15 protein-coding genes and 2 pseudogenes are annotated in these 19452 nt (G+C 68.1%); 4 read left to right on the top strand and 13 right to left on the bottom strand.

Features of this window, described 5'->3' with window-relative positions; translation table 11 throughout:
• Positions 1 to 193 precede the first annotated feature (193 nt).
• Positions 194 to 706, top strand: a pseudogene (locus tag KK483_RS03250) (hypothetical protein); the annotation flags it as partial.
• An 83-nt stretch (positions 707 to 789) separates the two neighbouring features.
• On the opposite strand, the gene KK483_RS03245 reads toward KK483_RS03250, so the two are convergent.
• The 4 genes from KK483_RS03245 to KK483_RS03230 all read right to left on the bottom strand — a co-directional run bounded on the left by KK483_RS03245 (position 790) and on the right by KK483_RS03230 (position 4993).
• A complete protein-coding gene (locus KK483_RS03245) occupies positions 790 to 1599 on the bottom strand; it encodes an SGNH/GDSL hydrolase family protein (protein ID WP_262003544.1) in 810 nt (269 codons plus the stop codon).
• A gap of 83 nt (positions 1600 to 1682) precedes the next feature.
• Positions 1683 to 2705: a hemolysin family protein gene (locus KK483_RS03240; RefSeq protein WP_262003542.1), complete on the bottom strand. Its 1023-nt coding sequence runs from the start codon at positions 2703 to 2705 to the stop codon at positions 1683 to 1685.
• Positions 2702 to 4363: a hemolysin family protein gene (locus KK483_RS03235; RefSeq protein ID WP_262003540.1), complete on the bottom strand. Its 1662-nt coding sequence runs from the start codon at positions 4361 to 4363 to the stop codon at positions 2702 to 2704. The genes KK483_RS03240 and KK483_RS03235 overlap by 4 nt, the downstream gene beginning before the upstream one ends.
• Before the next feature lie 207 nt (positions 4364 to 4570).
• The gene (locus tag KK483_RS03230) at positions 4571 to 4993 is read right to left on the bottom strand and encodes a GNAT family N-acetyltransferase (protein ID WP_262003538.1); all 423 of its coding nucleotides are present in this window, start codon (positions 4991 to 4993) and stop codon (positions 4571 to 4573) included.
• Between KK483_RS03230 and KK483_RS03225 the strand changes: the two genes are divergently transcribed.
• Positions 4992 to 5279, top strand: a complete 288-nt coding sequence (locus KK483_RS03225; RefSeq protein ID WP_262003536.1) for a hypothetical protein — start codon at positions 4992 to 4994, stop codon at positions 5277 to 5279. The two genes, KK483_RS03230 and KK483_RS03225, sit on opposite strands and share 2 nt — an antisense overlap.
• A 438-nt stretch (positions 5280 to 5717) precedes the next feature.
• Here KK483_RS03225 and KK483_RS03220 read toward each other — a convergent pair whose 3' ends face one another.
• From KK483_RS03220 to KK483_RS03190, 8 genes are all read right to left on the bottom strand, one after another.
• Positions 5718 to 5930, bottom strand: a complete 213-nt coding sequence (locus KK483_RS03220; RefSeq protein ID WP_262003534.1) for a hypothetical protein — start codon at positions 5928 to 5930, stop codon at positions 5718 to 5720.
• Between the two features lie 371 nt (positions 5931 to 6301).
• Positions 6302 to 6478: a hypothetical protein gene (locus KK483_RS03215; protein ID WP_262003532.1), complete on the bottom strand. Its 177-nt coding sequence runs from the start codon at positions 6476 to 6478 to the stop codon at positions 6302 to 6304.
• The gene (locus KK483_RS03210; RefSeq protein WP_262003530.1) at positions 6478 to 7242 is read right to left on the bottom strand and encodes a hypothetical protein; all 765 of its coding nucleotides are present in this window, start codon (positions 7240 to 7242) and stop codon (positions 6478 to 6480) included. Before KK483_RS03210 ends, KK483_RS03215 begins: the two co-directional genes overlap by 1 nt.
• 692 nt (positions 7243 to 7934) lie before the next feature.
• Positions 7935 to 8288: a hypothetical protein gene (locus tag KK483_RS03205; protein ID WP_262003528.1), complete on the bottom strand. Its 354-nt coding sequence runs from the start codon at positions 8286 to 8288 to the stop codon at positions 7935 to 7937.
• Positions 8289 to 8343: 55 nt separating this feature from the next.
• On the bottom strand, positions 8344 to 8853 hold the full coding sequence (locus KK483_RS35445; protein WP_399013171.1) for a helix-turn-helix domain-containing protein: 510 nt from the start codon (positions 8851 to 8853) through the stop codon (positions 8344 to 8346).
• Positions 8854 to 9190: 337 nt separating this feature from the next.
• Positions 9191 to 11320 (bottom strand): FG-GAP-like repeat-containing protein, encoded by a 2130-nt coding sequence (locus KK483_RS03200; protein ID WP_262003526.1) that lies wholly within the window; start codon positions 11318 to 11320, stop codon positions 9191 to 9193.
• Between the two features lie 41 nt (positions 11321 to 11361).
• Positions 11362 to 12885 (bottom strand): trypsin-like serine protease, encoded by a 1524-nt coding sequence (locus KK483_RS03195; RefSeq protein ID WP_262003524.1) that lies wholly within the window; start codon positions 12883 to 12885, stop codon positions 11362 to 11364.
• A gap of 375 nt (positions 12886 to 13260) precedes the next feature.
• Positions 13261 to 13773 carry a hypothetical protein gene (locus KK483_RS03190; protein ID WP_262003523.1) on the bottom strand — a complete coding sequence of 171 codons (513 nt, stop codon included), beginning with the start codon at positions 13771 to 13773 and terminating at the stop codon, positions 13261 to 13263.
• Positions 13774 to 14149: 376 nt separating this feature from the next.
• Here KK483_RS03190 and KK483_RS03185 point away from each other — a divergent pair, with 376 nt between their 5' ends.
• Together KK483_RS03185 and KK483_RS03180 are read left to right on the top strand one after the other, a co-directional pair.
• Positions 14150 to 18046, top strand: coding sequence for a polymorphic toxin-type HINT domain-containing protein (locus KK483_RS03185; protein WP_262003521.1), 3897 nt, complete (start codon positions 14150 to 14152; stop codon positions 18044 to 18046).
• A 487-nt stretch (positions 18047 to 18533) separates the two neighbouring features.
• Positions 18534 to 18866: pseudogene (locus KK483_RS03180) on the top strand (winged helix-turn-helix domain-containing protein); the annotation flags it as partial.
• Here KK483_RS03180 and KK483_RS03175 read toward each other — a convergent pair.
• Entirely contained in the window at positions 18777 to 19298 is a 522-nt protein-coding gene (locus KK483_RS03175; protein ID WP_262003520.1) for a hypothetical protein, read from the bottom strand. The pseudogene KK483_RS03180 and the gene KK483_RS03175 sit on opposite strands and share 90 nt — an antisense overlap.
• Positions 19299 to 19452 lie beyond the last annotated feature (154 nt).

The following is a 19452-nucleotide window of genomic DNA, read 5'->3' as shown; positions in this document are numbered from 1 at the left end:
GTCCTTGCTGCGTCATCACGACCCGCAGACCACCCCGGACCACCCCGGCAAAACTCCCCCGTCACGCAACGTCACCGTAGGGCGGGCTGCGATTGCCCCTGTGAGACATCGAGACCGCGCCTCGGCACGCCGGACAACTCTTCCACCGTCGTTGAACATGTCCGCACCCGCGTAGTCCAGGATGCGAAGGAAGGTCGCAGCCCGGGTCTGCGAGCTGTGCCGGGCCCGCAAGCTCGGACCGGCGTGCATCGCCCATCCTGGCCTGGCCGCTCCACCGTCCACCGCGTCCTGGCCGGGCAGGGCCTGAACCGCCTGGCCTGGTTCGACCGGCCCACCGGTGAACCCATCCGCCGCCACGAACGGGCCCGGTCCGGTGAGCTGGTCCACGTTGGCATCAAGGAACTGGGCAACATTCCCGACGGCGGCCGGCGCACGGTCGGCAGAGCGGCAGGCGAGCGCAACCGCCAGCACACCACCGACCAGCGCACGGGCTGCAAGCCAGTGATCGGCTACAGCTATATCCACTCCGCCGCCGCCGACCGCTCCCGCGTGGCCTACAGCGAGATCCTGCGCGACGGGCGCCAGTACGCCGCCGCCGCATACCGGCAGCGGGCCCAGGCCTTCCAACCACCACCGCTGCCACACCGCACTCGACGGCCAGCCACCCATCAGCCGTGTCAACAACCCTCCGGGCCAATACACCTAGGGCGTTTGAGGGTATCCCCGGAGTTGGCAGCGTTGCCCTGCTTCTGCTGGCGGTTTACGCAGGTCAGCGCCCCGCCCCGGTTGCTACGAGACCACGCTGTCGCCGTCCGGCAGCGCCGGCTCCACGGGCCCGAACGGCAGCAGCTCGGGGCGCTTGGCGGGTCTGCCGTCGCCCGATGAGCGGCCGGTGAGCCTGCGTCCGATCCAGGGGACCAGGTGCTCCCGGGCGAACCGCGCGTCCGCCGTCCGCCGCGCCGCCCAGCCGGGGCGCATGGCGGGCGGCAGCGGTGTCCGCCAGTCCTCCTCGGCCGCAAGCCCCAGCGTCTGCCACACCGCCTCGGCGACCCTGCGGTGCCCATCGGCGGTCAGATGCAGCCGGTCCACGTCCCACAGCCGCTGGTCGCCGAGCACCTCGGCGCCGTACAGGTCGACGACGAGGGCGCCGTGCCGCGCCGCGAGCGCGTCGATGTGGGCGAAGAGCTCCTCCATGCGCGGCCGGAAGCGCTCCATCACCGGGCCGTTGCGGCCCGGGCTGCGCATCAGCACCAGCTGTCCGCAGGACGGCGCGAGCCGCTCCACGGCCTCCTCCAGCAGCGCGCGCACCCGGACCATGTCGCACTTGGGGCGCAGCGTGTCGTTGAGGCCGCCCACCAGCGTCACCACATCGGCCCTCATCGCGGACGCGTTGTCCACCTGCTCCTCGACGATCTGCCCGATGAGCTTGCCGCGCACGGCGAGGTTCGCGTACCGGAAGCCGGGGGTACGGGCCGCGAGCCGGCTCGCGAGGAGATCGGCCCAACCGCGGTACGAGCCGTCCGGGAGCAGGTCGGACATGCCCTCGGTGAACGAGTCGCCGACCGCGACAAAACTGGTGTATGTGGCATTCATCTCCATGGCGGAGCGATACTACCGTGCGGTACGGCCGACGACGTGCCCCGTCCGACGCATCGTCGGACGGGGCAGCCGGAGCGGGGTGCTCAGAGGCCGCGGCCCGGCGGGCCCACCAGTTCCCGGAGCACGTCCTCCATGGTGACGAGCCCGGCGAGCGTGCCGTCCTCGTCGAGGACCGCCGCCAGGTGCGTACGGCTGCGACGCATCGCGGTGAGCACGTCGTCCAAGGGGGTCACGGCCCGCACCCGGGCGATCGGCCGCAGCGCCGTGACCGGGAACGGGCTGTCGCGCGGCGCCTCGTCCAGGGCGTCCTTCACATGGAGGTAGCCCAGGATCCGCTGAGCGGGGTCGAGGACCGGGAAGCGGGAGAAGCCCGATTCCGCCGACAGCCGCTCCAGCTCCTCGGGGGTGGTGCCGATGTGCGTGGCCACCACCCGCTCCACCGGCATCACCACATCGGCCACCGGCCGGCGCCCCAGCTCCAGTGCGTCGCGCAGCCGCTCGGCGGCCCGGTCGTCCAGCAGCCCCGCGTCACCGGAGTCCCTGACCATCCGCGCCAGCTCGTCGTCCGAGAAGGTCGCGGCCACCTCGTTCCTGGCCTCCACGCGCAACAGTTTCAGCAGGGCGTTCGCGAAGGCGTTGACCGTGAAGATCACCGGACGCAGCGCCCGGGCCATCGCCACCAGCGGCGGGCCGAGCGCCAGTGCCGTACGCGTCGGCTCGGCCAGCGCGATGTTCTTCGGCACCATCTCGCCCAGGAGCATGTGCAGATAGGTCGCCACGGCCAGCGCGATCACGAACGAGATCGGATGGATCAGCCCGTGCGGCACCCCGACGGCGTCGAAGACCGGCTCCAGCAGATGCGCGATGGCCGGCTCAGCGACGACACCGAGCACCAGCGTGCACAGCGTGATGCCGAGCTGGGCGGCGGCAAGCAGCGCCGAGACGTGCTCCAGCCCCCAGATGACACTCCGGGCGCGCCGGTTCCCGGCCTCCGCCTCCGGCTCGATCTGACTGCGGCGCACGGAGATCAGGGCGAATTCGGCGCCGACGAAGAAGGCATTGACGACCAGCGTCAGGAGCCCGATCAGCAGCTGAATCATGGTCATCGTCCGGCCCTCCCCTCGTCGGAGCGACCGGAGCGACCGGAGCGACGGGAGCGACGGGAGCGACGCGGGCCATGGGACCCACGGGACCCGCGAGAGCCCTGGGAATCCTGGGAATCCTGGGAATCCTGAGGGCTCCGGGATTCCTGGGAGGCTCCGGAATCGCCCGGTTCGTCAAAGCCGCTCGGGTCGTCGGAGCTGTCGGAGCTGTCGGAGCTGTCGGAATCGTCGGTGCCGCCGGACTCGCCGCCGCTTCCGCCGCTTCCGCCGCTTCCGCCGCTTCCGCCGCGGCCTCCGCGGCGGAAGCGCCCGGGAGCGGGCGCGGCGGCGTCGCCGTCCACGGCGTCGTCCCTCGACGCCTGCGGCGCGTGCAGCAGCACCCGCGCCGCGCGCCGGCCCGACGCGTCGATGACGTCGAGCTGCCAGCCGGTGAGTTCGATGGTGTCGCCGACGGCCGGGATCCGGCCGAGATCGCTCGCGATCAGGCCGGCGAGCGTCTCGTAGGGCCCCTCGGGGACCCGGAGGCCGATCGCCTCCAGCTGGTCGGTGCGGGCGGCGCCGTCGGCCGACCACAGGGCCCGGGCGTCGGCGTCCTCGCCCGCGCGCGCCAGGTCGGGTGTCTCGTGCGGGTCGTGTTCGTCGCGGACCTCGCCCACGACCTCCTCGACGATGTCCTCCAGCGTGACGACCCCGGCCGTCCCGCCGTACTCGTCGATCACGACCGCCATCGTCCGCTTGCCGGAGAGCCGGTCGAGCAGCCGGTCGACGGTCAGCGTCTCGGGCACCAGGAGCGGCTCCCGCATCAGCTCGGAGACCGGGCGCCGCGGGCGCAGGTCGGCCGGCACGGCCAGGACGTCCTTGATGTGCGCGATCCCGACGACGGCGTCGAGGGTGCCCTGGTAGACGGGGAAGCGCGAGAGCCCCGTGGCACGGGTGGCGTTGGCGACGTCCTCGGCGGTCGCCTGCGCGTCGAGGGCGGTGACCTGGACGCGGGGCGTCATCACATTCTCCGCGGTCAGCCCGGCCAGGCCGAGGGTACGGACGAACAGGTCGGCGGTGTCCGCCTCCAGCGCGCCCTCCCGGGCGGAGTGGCGGGCCAGCGCGACCAGCTCCTGCGGGCTGCGCGCGGACGCCAGCTCCTCTGTCGGCTCCAGGCCGAGACGGCGCAGGATGCGGTTGGCCGTGTTGTTCAGGTGCCCGATCAGCGGCCGGAAGGCCGCCGAGAACACGCGCTGCGGGGGCGCGACGACCTTCGCGACCGCGAGCGGCGACGAGATCGCCCAGTTCTTGGGGACCAGCTCGCCGATGACCATCAGTACGACGGTCGACAGGGCCGTGCCGATGACGAGCGCCAGCGACGAGGCCACCTGCGGGGACGCGCCGAGCGCCTCGACCGGCCCGCTGAGCAGTACGGCGATGGACGGCTCGGCGAGCATGCCGACGACGAGATTGGTGACGGTGATGCCGAGCTGCGCGCCGGAGAGCTGGAAGGTGAGCTCCCGGACGGCCTTCAGGGCGCTCGCGGCCCCGCGCTCGCCGCGCTCCGCCGCGCGCTCCAGATCGGTGCGCTCGACGGTGGTGAGCGAGAACTCCGCCGCGACGAACGCTCCACAGGCGAGGCAGAGCAGCACCGCCACCACGAGCAGGAGCACTTCGGTCATCGGTTCACCTCCGTCCCATGATCGGCCAGGGGGAGGAGGACTGCGCGATGTCGGCTGCCCGGTTGTCTGCTACTGGGAGGCTCGCCCATGGGCGGACGCTCACACCTTTCGTTCGTCGCTGAGGAGAACCTCCATGGTAAAGGACCGGCAAAAGACCCCGGCGCCCCTGTCGGGCTGGGCCGGCTGGGCCGGCTGGGCCGGGTGCGGTCAGGAGAGCGGCTTCACCCAGCGGCTCCACTCCGGCTGGGGTGCGTAGCCCGCGGCCCGCCACGCATGGTGCGCGAGGGCGTTCCGGTCCAGCACCATCGCGTCCCCGCGCCGCCCGCCCAGCCGTACGAAACGTTCCTCCGCGGCGGCGAGCAGCGCCCCGCCCACTCCGCGCCGCCGGTGCTCGGGGTGGACCGCGAGCCGGTAGAGGTGGCAGCGCCAGCCGTCGGAGCCGGCTATGACGGTTCCGGTGAGGAGGCCGTCGCGCTCTGCGAGGAGCAGTGCTTCGGGGTCTCGTGTGATGAGTCGGGTCACTCCGTCGTGGTCGTCGCTGATGCTCGTTCCTTCCGCGGCTTCGCGCCAGAACTGGAGCACGGTGTCGATGTCCGCGAGGGCGGCGTGGCGGATGTGGAGATCGCTCATGGGGCGAGCCAAGCAGAGCGCATACGTGCTGGGCGAACGGATTTTCGGACGGGGGAATCGGGAGGGAGCAAGCCGGGGCCTGGGGTTTCCGCAGGCCGCGAGCCCACCGGTCGAATCCCGTGCATTGCCCACGCAGGCGGATGTTGGTTGCGGCGCGGATCTGGTGGACGTCGAGCTGGTCGAACGTAAGGGTAGGCGTCCGGCCGTGTGGATCCTCGACCTGTTTCCGATGACGCACCATGTGGAGTGTGTCGCCATCCTTGAACCGGCCGCGAAGGGCTCCTGACCTGCGGCTTTGCCCGTGTGCATTATGTGCGGTGTGGGCGTTACGGGCGATATCTTGACGCTGAAATGACGCCCGTGACGCTCATATGACGCTCGTTCTGATGGGGTGTCAGGCAGGCTGGCGTGCTGCTCAGGCCGCTTGTGGCGGCCAAGATTGAGTGGAGTTCTCTCGGGAAAAGGGCCACGAGTCATCCTGGCGTTGGGATGAAGAGATCTTCTTGAAGCCATCGCCCTCAGGGTGCTCACCTGCGGAGGGCGCGCAGCGTGCGCACCCCTCCCCGGCTACGTCGGGTTTCGCAGCCCGCGATTGGCGCGGGCGCCGACCACGTCCAGGACAAACCGGCTTGAGCCACACTGAGTACAGAGCCCGTGTGTCTCCCCCCGTCGCACCGGCTAATCCGGCTCCACCAGGCCCACCGCCTGGTGGAGCCGTCGCCCATCAGGCCGGAGCGAGGTAGGCCAGGACCTTCATCCCGAGCGTCGAGGCGGAAATGAACAGCGTGATCGCACTCGCAACGGTCAGGGGGCCGCTGAGGCCAAGGCCGACCAGAACGAAGCTGACGACCAGCGTGATGATGACGGCGAGCAGAAAGACGATGACCGTGCCGAGGATCCGGCCGGACTGCGGGGTCGCGCTGGAAGACGTACTCATGGGCCCCTCCCAAGGGACAGAGGGGGTGCCGGACCTGAGCCTGTGAAGGCAGCTCGCAGTCCGACACCACCAGGACAGGTGTCGAAAGCGAGCCACTGCCGACACAGAAGCTCGAAGCGGCTGCCCTGTTGTACGTCGTCGCTCCGCAGGAACATCTGCGGCTGCCGACCAACCATCCCAGGTCGCGAAGCCGTTACCTCATCCACGCATGGGCCGGAGAGGAACGACACACAGCATACGCGGGGGTTCTGACAGGCTCGAATCGATTTCCGCCTACGGGTATGTCAACGCCCCAGGTACGGCAGGGCGAGGAGAGTCGGACGAGGCGCCGAGCGCGAACCGGCGCCTCCTCGCCAGACGGTGACCACCGGTCAGCGGGGCGGGGCCGATCCGCTCCCGCCGGAGCCCATCAGCAGGTACAGCAGCGTCACCACCCCCGCTCCGACGAGCAGGGCCACGCCCACGTCGGGGTGAAGGTAGGCGACGTACGCCGTGACCGCGCCGGCCATCATCAGAACCACGGCACGGAGATCGAGCGGGCCGCCCATCACTTGGCCACCGCCGAACTGACCGAGGGGACCATGATGACGCCGGCAGCGGCGAGTTCCTGGGCCCGGCGCCGGATACGGCCGAGGCGGCGCTCCACCGCCTTGCGTGTGGTGCCGAGCCGCTGCGCGATCTGTTCCTGCGTGGCACCGGTGGTCAGCATCAACATGCAGACAGCCCGTTCCTCCCACGAGGCGTCGGCCAGGATCGTGTCGATCGTGTCGCGGAACAGCATCTGCGCCGCGGGTTCCGGGGCGAGGCTGACCTTGGGGAACCCTCCGATGACGTCGGGGTGGAGGACTTCCGCAAGGCGGCGGCGGTACGGGCCGGCCCACTCCCGGTACGCGTCACGGAAGCAGGCGAGGCACAGGCCAATGAAGAAGGTGCGGATGGACGCGCCTCCCTCCGGGTTCCAGCGTCCCTGGGAGAGCAGACGCATGAACAGGGGAACGGCCTTCCCCAAGCAGAGCCCGGCGATGTCGACGCGGACCTCATCGCGCCGCATCATCTCCTCCACTTCCGTGTACGGGGCGAAGAAGTAGATGTCGCTCTCACGGCAGCGGGCGATGATCTCACCCTCCCGCATCCACCTCCGCAGGACGCGCCACCCGTACAGCCAAAGGTCTTCGCGGAGAAGCTCGAACCGCGGACCGGTAAAGCCGTCGGTCACCAGCTGCTCGTACAACTCGCGGTCGGCGGCCCGCTGCTCAGGGTTCCCCCGGTGCGCCTCGAGGTAGCCGGCGGACGACTTGTGGTTGGCAGACACGGACATCACTCCATCTTGTACAAGGAAGTTGTAGTGCTGCGCTCTTATGAAAGGAAGCCCGAGTCATCCCCCGCGAAAGTGCAGAGAACTCTTGCGATTCGTGGCAGGCACACGATTTGGCGTCTGCACGTTCCCGGAGACCTGCCCGCCGTGACCGAGTGGCCGGGCCGGTCGTTCAGCGGGAGAACCGCTCCGCGAGGTTCCGGCGCCGCGCTGGCGGAGCGGTGCATTTGTTCCCGCTTCAGCTGCTCCTGCGGAGGTGGAGAGCGTTGGCTGATACACGGAAAGGGCCGTTCACCCGCATACGGGTGAACGACCCCTTCGCTGTGCCGGGGCCCGCCGTGTGGACTCCGGCCGGCAGTGGCCGCACTGCGCCATCTGCCCGCCGAGCGGCGCGAGCACGAGGACGTGCCCGGCTGTCCCCGCCCGGGCGCCCCCGGGTATCAGGCCGGGGCGTGGTACACCAAGACCTTCCCCCAGAGTGCGGCCCGCGCCGCGAGCGTGACCAGAGTTAGCGCCCCCGGTGGCGCGGTCCAGGCCAAGGACGAACAGGCCGACGCCGGCCACCGCGGCGATCAGCGCGGAGCCCAGGATGACGTCGAAGGACCACGTCCAGAGCGTTGGTGCGGGGGCAGAGGGGGAGAATTGCGGACCCTCCCCAGTTGGCCTCCTGCGCGGCTATGTCTTTGCCGTCAGTCTCCATCGAGCGGGGCAGCGTCATGGGCCAACTCGTTCCTGAGCGCCAACAGCCGGTCGATGTTCTCGCTCAGGTGTGCCGCGTCAGTCCCCTCGAGAAGGGCAGCCGCGACCATGATCGCCTGAGTGCGTTGGGTTGCGTTCTGAGAGGAAGGCGGCGTCGCGGGACCCCGTCCCTCCTCGTCTAGTTGCCGAATGAGCGCAGTCCCCCAGTGTCGGGTGCGTCGAGCCTCGTCGAGGAGCTGGTCAGACTCCTCAGTGGAGGGTGTACGCTCCCGCAGTTCCTTTTCCAGGCGCCGGTTGACGTCGAGCAGTCGTTCCATCAGATTCAGCGCGTGCTGGAAGGCCACATTGCTCGATGGGGCGGCAGGCGCCGATCCAGCGCGATGGACCGGCTCACGGGGCTTATCGCCGGTGGGGCGATACATCGTTTGGGCAAGTTGTTGGAAGAGTGTGTGCGACTTGCTGCGTTCTGCCGGGCGATAGGTGATTGGTGAGCGCGGTGACCACGGCATCCAGCGTCCCGGCCGAGGGGACCACCTCGCCTGACATGACCCGGTGGATCGTCTGATGGCTCACACTCTGTCCCGCTCGGTTGGCGATCTCGCGCATGGAAGGCCGACCAGCTCGCTCGTGCAGGTCGTGAAGCGCCTTCACGAGGTAGTCAGTGCTTTCCTCCTCCGTTTTGCGAAGGTCGGCGCTGGCGTGCTCCCACAGTTGGAGCGTTGCGGCACGCTTTGACGGGGGAGCCTTTACGGCGTCGAGGAAGGCGGCGACGGCGGAACGGGACGGCAGTGCCCGACCGCTGGTTGCCCGTGCGAGGGTCGCCCGACCCACTGGGGACCGTTGGGCCAGCTGGTCATAGGTCAGACCGGGCCAGGGCAGCGAGTCCCAGGTATCCAGCAGTCGATGCAATGTTGCGAAAAGTGAACAAGCGGCGCCAGGTTCTCGGGGTGAGGAGAGCGGTTACTCCGTGTACCAGCACCACAAAGGTGGCCAAGGAGCGCCGACGCCCAGGCTTGCCTTCCACACAAGTGGCACCCTGAGAACAGTGGGCGCACCGCAGAGAAGGCATAGGGTCGGGAAGGGTTACCGCTCCGTCACAGAATGTGCGCAGGGCGCGCTCGGTAAGGGCACGCAGGGTGTCGGGTGCGGACTGGTGGGGTGGTCGTGCGTGGGAGCTGCCCTGCAGGTGACGCTGCGCCCCTACCGGATGAGGTCCGGTAGGGGCGCAGCGGTCGGTTGGGGTGTTTCAGCTGTCCTGGCGGATGAAGTGAGTCAGGGAGTAGGTCCAGCTGGTTGTGGTGGGGCTGGTCCAGCCAAACTTGACCGCGTCGAGGGTGTTGTCGGGCTTGGAGAGCCAGGTGAACATCTTGACGTTGCCGTCGCTGTAGCCGTACATGGCGCCGAGGTCGTCGCGGCCGTCGCCGTTGTAGTCGCCGGGCACGATCTGCATCGACTGGTAGGTCATGGTGCCGGCGGGGATGGTCATGGCTGCCTGGGGGGAGGTGAAGGTGCCGTCGGTGTTGCCCGCCAGGGTGTAGTAGACGGTGTCGCGGCCGTCGGGGTAGTCGAACCAGAGGGCCACGTCGTCGCGTCGGTCGCCGTTGAAGTCGCCGGCGTAGACGGCGGTGCGGGCCCAGTCACCCCAGCCGTCGTGGCTCCACGCCTGTACGGGGGCGTTGAAGCCTCCCGTGGGATTGGCGGTGAACGTCCACAGCTTGACGGCGCTGGCAGCGTAGTCATAGAGGATCGTGATGTCGTCGCGGCCGTCACCGTTGAAGTCGCCGGTGATGTACTTGGCCATGGAGGCGGACCAGTTGTTGGGTGCGGACCAGCTCTTTACGGGGGCGGCGAAGCCACCGCCGGGGTTGGCGACGAAGGTGAACAGGGCGTCCGAGCCGTCGGCGTAGTCGTACCAAGCGGCGATGTCGTCGCGGCCGTCGGCGTTGAAGTCACCGACATGGAGGGTGGAGCGGGTCGGGTCCCAGGTGCCTGCCGGGGAGGTCCAGGACGCGGTCGGCGACTGGACACCGCCGTCAGTCTTGCCGAGGAACGTCCACAACTTCGCTGTGTCGTCCGGGTAGTCGTAGATCATTGCGACATCTGCATGGCCGTCGCCGTTGAAGTCGCCCTGGACGCGCTGGGACAGGCTCATCGTCCAGTTGTTGCCCGTGCTCTTGTAGGCCTGGAACGGAGCGGCGAAGGTCCCGTCGGCGGTGCCGGCGAAGGTGTGGATGCCGTCCTTGCCGTCGGTGTACTCGTACCAGTCGGTCATGTCACTGAGCCCGTCGCCGTTGACGTCACGGCGCGGTGCGCTGTTGCTGGACCACTGGGATGCGTTCTGGGCATCGTGGATGACCAGGTTGCCGCGGTTCTGCAGGATGGCGTAGCCGCCGGTGGCGGTGGTCTTCGACTCCCACAGGGTGGCGGTGTCGGCCGCGTTGCGGACGACGAGATTGCCGTCGGTGCCGAGTTCGGCCGTGGCGCCGGGGTTGCCGCCGGTGCCTGTGGACCACAGGGTCTTGCCGCCAGGGTTGGTGATGGCGAGGTTGCCGTCCGGCTGCATGGTCAACCGGGTCACGGCGGAGACGAGGCTGTCACCCGAGAGCAGCTGCTGACCGGCGTTCAGGCGGTTGCCGAGGGTGATGTTGTCGACCCGGGTAGTTACGGCGTCGGTCCGGGTCTCCGTCGCGTCGGTGCCGAAGCAACCGCCCTGCCAGGAGTGGCTGCTGACAGCGACGACTTCCAGGGTGCCATTGTTGTCGCGCAGGAGCGGGGCGCCGGTGTCGCCGCTGCAGATGGCGTCGTTCGCGGTCTTGCCGGTGATGTTCAGCTCGGTGTCGGTGACCGCGTTGACCGCAAAACTGGCGGTGTGGAGCTTCTTTGGTGCCCATTCGGTCTTGGTGCGGCCGTAGCCGGCGACGGTGAGCGTGTCCCCGCCCGCGGCCGGGGTGGTGGCCATCTTGACCGGTGTGATACCGGTCGCCGGGGTGGCGAGGCGGGCCATGACCATGTCGCGACCGGCGCGGGGCACCAGGTCGACGACCTCGCTGACGTGGCCGCCAGTTCCGGTGATATCGGCCCGGCCGATCGTCGCGACCGTCTTCTCCGCCGGCTTGCCCGGCGTGAGCTCCGTGAGCCCACCGGTGAAGCAGGACGCGGCGGTCAGGACCCACTGGGCGTCGACGAGGGCACCGGAACAGGCACGGCGGGTGTCGTCGTTGTCGCCGATCTCGATGCGTGCGGTGAAGGCGTAGGTGCTGTCGGTGGCAGGGGTGCCGGTGACGGCGTGCGCAGGACCGGCGGTGATAGTGCCGGCAGCCGCTATGGCCGCGATGGCGCTCGCCACCACTGCGGCTAGAGGACGTCTCGAAGACATGATGGATTCCTTGGAAATACAGGCCAGACGGCGAAGAGGTGTCAGCTGGCCGAGGTGATGGTGGGCCACATCAGGCGGCCGGGGGCGATGGTTCCGGTGCCGTCGCCGGCGTATCCGTACAGGCCACCGGCGTTCACGCGGCCGATGACGTCGCCCTTGCCGTCGCCGTTGACGTCACCGGCCAGGACGGTCTTCATCCCCAGCCAGGTGGTGTCGGGCCATATCTGACGTGCGGCGCCGAGCCCGTGCTGGGCGGTGCCGGGGTAGAGGTGCAGCTTCCCGTCCGGTGCGACCGCGACCATGTCGTCGTAGCCGTCGCCGGTCAGGTCGCCCGCGGCGATGTGGCGCTTGGTCCACGACTTGTCGTGCCACAGGTTCAGCCGGGCACCGGTCAGAACGCCGTCAGTGTTGCTGGGGTAGCCGTAGAGCGCACCGTCGGCGGCCTGCACGGCCAGACCGTCACGGCCGGAGGAGTCGACCTTGAAGCGGGTGACCGGCCGGTCGCTGCTCCAGCTGTTGTCCGTCCACATGGGCCGGTTGTCGCCGAGCTTGCCGTCATGGCTCGTACCCGGGTAGAGCAGCAGCACCCCGGCGGCGGAGATGGCCGCGATGTCGGCCTTCCCGTCACCGTTGAAGTCACCACCGATGATCTTCTTGATGCTCTTCCAGCCCTTGTCGCGCCACAGGTCGCGGCCGTACTGGAGGGTGCCGTCCACGCGCCCGTAGAAGGCGTGCAGCGAACCGTCGGCGAGCACCGCGGCAACATCCTGACGACCGTCACCATTGAAATCGGCACTGGTCACCACGTCGGTGACCTGCTCGACCAGAGGCGCCAGACGCAGCTGCCCGATCCACGAGGCCACATCGTCCGCACGCGCCGACACGGCGTCGGTGCGGGTCTCGGCCGGGTCGGTGCCGAAGCAACCGCCCTGCCAGGAGCGGCTGTTGACGCCGACGAGTTCGGGGGTGCCGTTGTGGTCGCGTAGGAGCGGGGCTCCGGTGTCGCCCTTGCAGATCGCGTCGTTCGCGGTCTTGCCGGCGATGTTCACCTCGGTGTCGGTGACCGCGTTGACCGCAAAGGCGGCGGTGTGGAGCCTGAGCGGCGCCCACTCCGTCTTGGTACGGCCGTAACCGGCGACCGTGAGCGTGTCACCTTGCGTCGCCTGAATGGTGGCCACGGTCACCGGGGTGATACCGGTGGCGGGGGAGGCCAGGCGGGCCATCACCATGTCCCGGCCGGCACGCGGCACGAGATCGACGATCTCGCTGACGTGCCCGTCGGTGCCGGTCAGATCAGCGCGGCCGATCGTCGCGACCGTCTTCTCCGCCGGCCTGCCGGGGGCGAGTTCGGTGAGCCCGCCCGTGAAGCAGGACGCGGCGGTCAACACCCACTGGGCGTCGACAAGGGCGCCGGAACAGGCGCGCATCGTGTCCTCGTCGTCGCCGATCTGGAGACGTGCGGTGAACGCGTAAGCGTTATCCGCGACGGCCGTACCGGCGACGGCACTGGCGGGCGACGCGGTAAGCACACCGGAGGCGGTTACCGCCGCGATGACGCTCGCCACAACGGCAAAGCGTCGACGTATTTCAGGCACTTTCTGTTCCCTACGCATGTGGTTCAAGCGAGTCACCGAGCGGTCTTCCCGTGCGCTGTCGGCGCGAAAGGGACATCCATACGCGGTCAGTACCCGCTGCGACCTTTCGGCGTGCAGCAAGCTCAGGACCCTGTTGTCGATGCACCGACGTACCAGTGTTCGTTGGCTGCCACGTTGCCCGTTCGCCGCAGTCATTCGGAGGCAGGGGCACGTCAGGCGCAGGGCTCAACGGCATGAGCCGAAGACGGGGCGCTGCAGTCCATACATCGTTTGGCCTTGATGCCCCGCGAGCGCGGAATGTCTTTTCCTGGGGCTCGAGCGTAGAGCGGGCGGGGGCAGCTCTGGTCAGCCCTTGAGGCGGATTTCGACCAGGGCGGACTGCTTGCCGGTGTCGCCGGCGATGCCGACGGTGGTGAGCTCGTTCGCGGGGGCCTGGACGACAGTTTCCTCGCCCTCAGCGGTCAGGGTGGCCTGAATCGGCTGGTCTCCGGTCCAGAGGTTGAAGGTCTTGGGAAGCTCCATGGTCAGGTAGCCGGTCGTGGCGTTGGTCCTGAAGCAGAAGTTGCCGAGGAAGGACTCGACCAGGATGTTCGCGGGGTCCGCCCAGCACTCGTTCTTGTCGGTGATGTCGGTGAGGATGATGTGGCCGTCACCGCGCTTCAGCGTGATCTGACGCTCCTGGAGGAGCTTGTCGGCGCCGGGGTAGTTGAAGTCCTCGACAGCGAGCGGCATGTCACCAGCTGCACGGGGCGCGGCCGGAACAGTCTGCGGGGCAGCCAGGGCAGTGGCGCCGAGGCACGCCACGATCGCTGCGGTGAGCCCTGCCAGAAGCGTCTTCCGGGCACGGGGTATCGCCATGGGGGTCCTCTCAGGAAGTGAGCCGACTGAGAGCAAGGCGGAACGCTGCCCTCCAGTTGGCTGAAGTAAAGCATATGTAAGATCCACGTGAAGCCCTCTCCCCTGCTCATTCACACGAGAGGGCGGGGTGGCCGAGTGCACGCCAGTTCCCTTCGCAGTTGACAATAACCCGCCATGGTGCCGCATCGTCACGATGCAGGCCAAAGCGGACATTTGTTCCATGTAAGGATCTAGGCGGATAAATAGATGATCTCTTGAGTCAAAGAAGGGTAGTTGGGTGAAGCAGCGATTTCGTTCTATAGGTTCGAGGGGAACCTTCAGGCTTCGACACAGACCGGCATCCTGGGTTCTCGCGTCGCGGACGACATGTGCGACGGTGCTGTCCGCCGCGCTCGCGGCCGGGCTGCTGGGAGTGTCGCCGGCCTCAGCCGACGAACCGGCCTCGCCCCCCGATCGCGAACTGGTCGTCGACTACTGGATGACCGGCGGCGTGGGCATCCAGGAAGCGGCCGAGCAGGCGCTTCTCGGCACCGATGACGACATCCGTCAGTTCCTTGCGGATGCGCCTGCGATTCAGCAGATCGACGACCGGGTGGATGTCTCCCGAGTACTCAATGCTGGCGGTTTGGCGGTGCGGGAGGCGGCAAAGCAGGCGTTGCAGGGCACGCCCGCGGACGTGGAAGCGTTCCTGAAGGACGGGTGGAAGGCTCCGCATGAGCTGGACATGCGGGTGGAAACCTCGAGGGTTGTCAACTTCGGCGGCGTGGCGGTCAAGGACGCTGGTGAAGCGGCGCTGCAGGGGACGCCGGAGGATGTCAAGAAGTTCCTTCAGGTTGGTCAGTACAAGGCGCGGGAGACCGACGACCGGGTCGAGACCTCCAAGCTGTACAACAGTGGTGGGCCGAATGTGAAGGCGGCCGCCATGCTCGCGCTCAGGGGTACGCCGGCCGACGTAGTTGAGTTTCTTGAGGTGGGCCAGTTTGTCGCGCGGAACCGCGACCAGGAGCACGCCACCATTGCGCAGCTGACGGAGCAGGCTGAGAAGGCCGGCAAGCAGGCCGAGGATGCGACCAAGGCGGCTCAGGAGGCCTCCGGCAAGGCGATCGCTGCGGCGGAGTTGGCCAAGCAGGCGGCGCAGAAGGCTGCTGCGGAGACCGAGGCTGCCAAGGATGATGCCAAGCGTGCGTCGGTGAAGGCCAAGCAGGCTGCCGATGCCGCCCGGGCCGCGGCTGATGCGGCGCAGACGGCGATCGGTGCGGCTAATGCCGCCAACCGTTCGGCGCGGATCGCTGCGCTGGCTGCGGCGCAGACCGCGAGTGCGGCCGCGGCTGCGGCCGATGCGGCCACACGTGCCTCGAATGCGGCGATCGCCGCGGGCAAGGACGCGTCCCAGGCTCAGGCCGCCCGTGACCGGGCCAAGATCGCCCGGGATGCGGGAGCACTGGCCCGGAAGTCCGCGAAGGCTGCCGAGCAGGCCAGCAAGGCGTCGCTCGCGGCTGCCGAGGCGGCGGCGGCGTCCCGCAGTGCCAGTGGCAACGCGAACACCGCGGCCGATGCTGCCGACGAAGCAGCCGACTACGCGGATGCGGCCGGTGCTTCCTCGGCCGAGGCCCGGGCCGCAGCGGCGGAGACCCGTCGGCATGCGAACGAGGCCAACCGTGCGGCCAACGCTGCCGAGGCGTTGGCGCGCAAGTCGGCCACCGCCGCGAACGAGGCCCGTGATGCTGCCAACTCGGCTGCCACTCACGCTGAGAACGCCGCGGATGCCGCCGATGAAGCGGCTGAGCATGCCGGTGAGGCAGCCAATCATGCGGCGGAGGCGACGAAGCAGGCGAACGCTGCCAAGGTTGCCGCCGATGCGGCTGCGGCCGCGGTGGCGATGGCGAAGACGACCTTCGACATCGCGCGGGAGACCGAGGCCGAAGACCTCAACACCCGCACCGCCGCGGCCGTCGAGAGTGCCAAGTCACAGACGACGATCGCGAGCAGCTTCACCGTTGAGATCTCCAAGACGGTCGTGGAGGGTCAGGCGATCGAGGGCGACACCAAGGCCCTGGCCGCCGAGCTCGCCAAGCCGGACGCCGACCAGACGGCGATCGCCGACGAGGGCCGCGAGGTTGCCCTGCGGGCGTTGGAGTACTTCGGGTCTTGGCGCCAGGAAGCCGCTGCTCGGGCTCTGTCCGGCACCGACGCAGACGTCCTGGAGTACCTGCGCACCGGGTGGGACAAGGCTGTCCAGGACGAGATGCGCCAGCAGGTCGCCGACATCGCCTCCACCAGCCCCTACGAGGCCGTGCGCACCGCGGCCACCGAGGTGCTGGACGGCACCGACGAGCAGATCCGCAGCTTCTACACCACCGGCCGACACCAGGTCGCCGAGACCGACTACCGCGTCGAGGTCAGCAAGATCTACAACGACGGTGACACCGCGGTGAAGGAAGCAGCCAGGGCAGCGCTGGAGGACGGCAGCACTCAGGCCCTGCTCGGTTTCCTCAACAGCGGCCAGTACGCCACCCGCAACACCGACGAGCGGGTGACCGCCAGCAAGCTGTTCAACGACGGCGGGCCCGAGGTCAAAGCCGCGGCGAAGATCGCGCTGTCAGGACCGGCCGACCAGCTTCACACATTCGTCCAGGCCGGCCAGTACATGGCCGACCGCAAGGACCAGCTCGCCAACACCCACATCGCCCAGGTCCAGCGTCTGATCGCCGAAGGCGGCATCATCGCGGCCAAGGCCCAGCAGAACCGCTGGCTCGCCGCCAAGGCGGCCGCCGAGGCCAACCAGGCCGCGGCTGAAGCCGCGACGGCGGCCACCGAGGCCCAGAAGAGCGCCGACCAAGCAGCCCAGTACGCCACACAGGCCGACGCAGCAGCCGACGACGCCGAAACCAGCGCCGCCCAAGCAGCCACCTCCGCCACCACCGCCCGCAACGCCGCCAACCGCGCCGAACAAGACGCCATCGCCGCCGAAGAATCCGCAGCCCAAGCCGAATTCTCCGCACAATACGCACGTACTTCCGCAGAACTTGCTGGCGATGCCGCAGTGGATGCCCGCGTGTCTGCACTGGACGCAGGTAAGAGCGCCGAGGAAGCCAACAGCCTGGCCAACCAAGCCTGGAAGGACGTCGTCAAGAAGCGGCAGGCCGAAGAAGCCGAAGCACGCCGGCAGGCTGAGGAGCAGCGAAAGAAGGAAAGAGAGAGCAAGCCCACTTGCTACGCGTACATGGCCAAGGACCATCTTCCGGTCTGTGCACTCGCCGGCGAACCCATAGTCATGCCAAAACCATCAGCCGAGCTGGCCAGGCTGGTTATTGGCGAGGGGCTCGGCATCAACGACATCATCGAATGCGTTGACAACCCAACACTCGCACAATGTATCTGGGCAGCCGTGGGGGTGCTCCCAGTCGGAAAGGTGAAGCTTCTCAAAAAGGGATGGGATGCCCTAGAGGACGTCGCCGAGGGGACACGGGCAGCAAAGGCGATCCTATGCTTCCAATGCTTCCTGGCGGGAACTAAGGTGCTGATGGGCGACGGCTCCACGAAGAACATCGAGGCTGTCAACAGCGGCGATTCCGTGATTGCCGCCGACCCGGAGTCTGGCGAGCGGGGGCAGCGCACGGTCACCAATGTCATCGTCACCGAGCATGACAAGTCATTCAACACGCTCACAATCGCAACCTCTACGAGTCAGGAGCAGATCACAGCAACGAAGGAACATCCTTTCTGGTCACCATCAGAAAGGGCCTGGATCGAGGCTGGCGATCTTCGTCAGGGGATGACCCTTCAGTCTTTCGACGGAACCGCGGTCACGATTCAGAATAGCGAGCCCTTCGCGAAGAACGAGCGGACTTACACGCTGACCGTTGGCGATCTGCACACATTCTATGTACTGGCGGGAAGCACGCCCATCCTGGTGCACAATGCCAGCTGCCCCGTAGGATTCACAGACCTCGGCGGAGATCGTTTCAGGTCGCCAGCAGGGCTGATTTTCGGCCCTGGATCCGCCGAAGGCCATCGACTGACCCACGTCATGGCGCATGCTGTTCCGGATCCGTCCAAGCCCACACACGGTGTCTTTGCGGACCCTGACCAGGCGAAGATCCTTGCGCTGCTCGACGAGGCATGGACCAAGAGGGGCGCACCCGACCCATCAGATCCCGCCAAGTACGTTGTGAATCTGAACAGAGTGGTTGGTACAGCCGGCGAGAAAAAGATTCGCGTCGTAGTGGTGCCAGGCACCACTAGGATCATCACAGCTTTCCCGCAACTCTAGGAGAAAAGAATGATCTGGTGTCCCAGATGCGAGCAGGGATGGGTTGTCTCCCGCCGCGTTCGAGGAAGGCAGGATCAGTTCCTCGTATGCAAGGAATGCGACACCGTGTGGGACTCGGGAGAGCCCACGAACACCCCTCCTTTCGTATTCCTCGAAGAATACTTGTCCAGGTTCGGCCTGAGCGGTCTGTGGTCGCACCTGGAGAACGTCGAACCAGATCCCGATAACTGATTCGATCTAGGGCGGCCTGTCTTCTGTACCGACAGGCCGCCCTGACTGTCGTCACCTAAAGGATTTCCTTCTACCTCGGCCGTTTAGACGGCCGCGGCCGAAGGGCTCTGCTGTCGCTGCCGAGCGTTACTGACCTTCAAAGCGTGGTGTCGTAGAGGCTGACGTCTCGTGATCCCTGCGGTATCCGACTGCATGAGGTACGCGCAAGGGGGGCGGGTTGACCGACGAACGGCGGGCCTTCCGTGAGAGGTTGAGGATGGAGGCGGCCGGGTGGTTCGCCCTGGGCGAGGAGAACGCGGTCATCGCTCACGACCTGCGGGTCAGCGTCCGGTCGGTACAGCGTTGGCGCAAGGCCTGGTCGCAGGCCGGATCGAGAGCCCTGGCCTCGAAGGGCCCGGCATCGCTGCCGCTGCTCAGCGACGAACTGTTCGCCGTGTTGGAGCGGCAGCTGGCCAAGGGGCCAGTGGCACACGGCTGGCTGGACCAGACCTGGACCCTGTCACGGATCAAGACGCTGATCGGGCGTCGGTTCCACAAGAGCTACACCGTGCAAGGGGTGGCTGCCCTGCTCAAGCGGCACGGCTGGACCTGCCAGGTTCCCGCCCGGCGTGCGATCGAGCGGGACGAGAACGTGGTGGCCGGCTGGGTGGGGAGACCTGGCCCCAGGTGGAAGGACCGTGGCGGCGCTCGACGCCTGGCTCGTCTTCGAGGACGAAGCCAGATTCTCGATGACGCCGCCGACCACCCGCACCTGGTCCCGCTGCGGCCACACCCCTGTGGTCCACGTCCCGGGGCTATCTTGTGAGGACAGAAAATTCGACCCGTCGAAGCCCGCGATCACCGTGCCCGCCAGCTCACCGCCCCGTTCGGCGAGGATGAGCGCCTCGGGGTCGCGCGCGACCAGCCGCTCGACGCCTGCCCGGTCGTCACTGATGCTGGTGCCCTCCGCGGCCACCTTCCAGAAGGCGAGCACGGCGTCGAGATCGGCGGGCGTGGCGGCCCGTATCCGCAGATCGGTCATGGCCGCCATCCCACCACTGCCCGTGCGGCGCCGTCGACGCCGTTCCGGCATGCGGTACGCGCCGCAGGTCCGCTCCCGCCCGCACGCCCGCGCTGTGGCCCCGCCCGCACCCCCGCGCCGCCACCCCGCCCGCACGCCCGCGCCGCCACCCCGC

The sequence above is a fragment of the Streptomyces sp. FIT100 genome (genome assembly GCF_024584805.1).
In the GTDB taxonomy this organism is placed as follows: domain Bacteria; phylum Actinomycetota; class Actinomycetes; order Streptomycetales; family Streptomycetaceae; genus Streptomyces.
This window is presented reverse-complemented; position numbering and strand designations above follow the sequence as displayed.

What these genes read in the sequence shown, in the direction of transcription:
- KK483_RS03245 (WP_262003544.1), bottom strand. Translation starts at nt 1,599, where the DNA reads ATGGAGATGAATGCCACATACACCAGTTTTGTCGCGGTCGGCGACTCG.
- KK483_RS03240 (WP_262003542.1), bottom strand. Translation starts at nt 2,705, where the DNA reads ATGACCATGATTCAGCTGCTGATCGGGCTCCTGACGCTGGTCGTCAAT.
- KK483_RS03235 (WP_262003540.1), bottom strand. Translation starts at nt 4,363, where the DNA reads ATGACCGAAGTGCTCCTGCTCGTGGTGGCGGTGCTGCTCTGCCTCGCC.
- KK483_RS03225 (WP_262003536.1), top strand. Translation starts at nt 4,992, where the DNA reads ATGGGGCGAGCCAAGCAGAGCGCATACGTGCTGGGCGAACGGATTTTC.
- KK483_RS03230 (WP_262003538.1), bottom strand. Translation starts at nt 4,993, where the DNA reads ATGAGCGATCTCCACATCCGCCACGCCGCCCTCGCGGACATCGACACC.
- KK483_RS03220 (WP_262003534.1), bottom strand. Translation starts at nt 5,930, where the DNA reads ATGAGTACGTCTTCCAGCGCGACCCCGCAGTCCGGCCGGATCCTCGGC.
- KK483_RS03215 (WP_262003532.1), bottom strand. Translation starts at nt 6,478, where the DNA reads ATGGGCGGCCCGCTCGATCTCCGTGCCGTGGTTCTGATGATGGCCGGC.
- KK483_RS03200 (WP_262003526.1), bottom strand. Translation starts at nt 11,320, where the DNA reads ATGTCTTCGAGACGTCCTCTAGCCGCAGTGGTGGCGAGCGCCATCGCG.
- KK483_RS03190 (WP_262003523.1), bottom strand. Translation starts at nt 13,773, where the DNA reads ATGGCGATACCCCGTGCCCGGAAGACGCTTCTGGCAGGGCTCACCGCA.
- KK483_RS03175 (WP_262003520.1), bottom strand. Translation starts at nt 19,298, where the DNA reads ATGACCGATCTGCGGATACGGGCCGCCACGCCCGCCGATCTCGACGCC.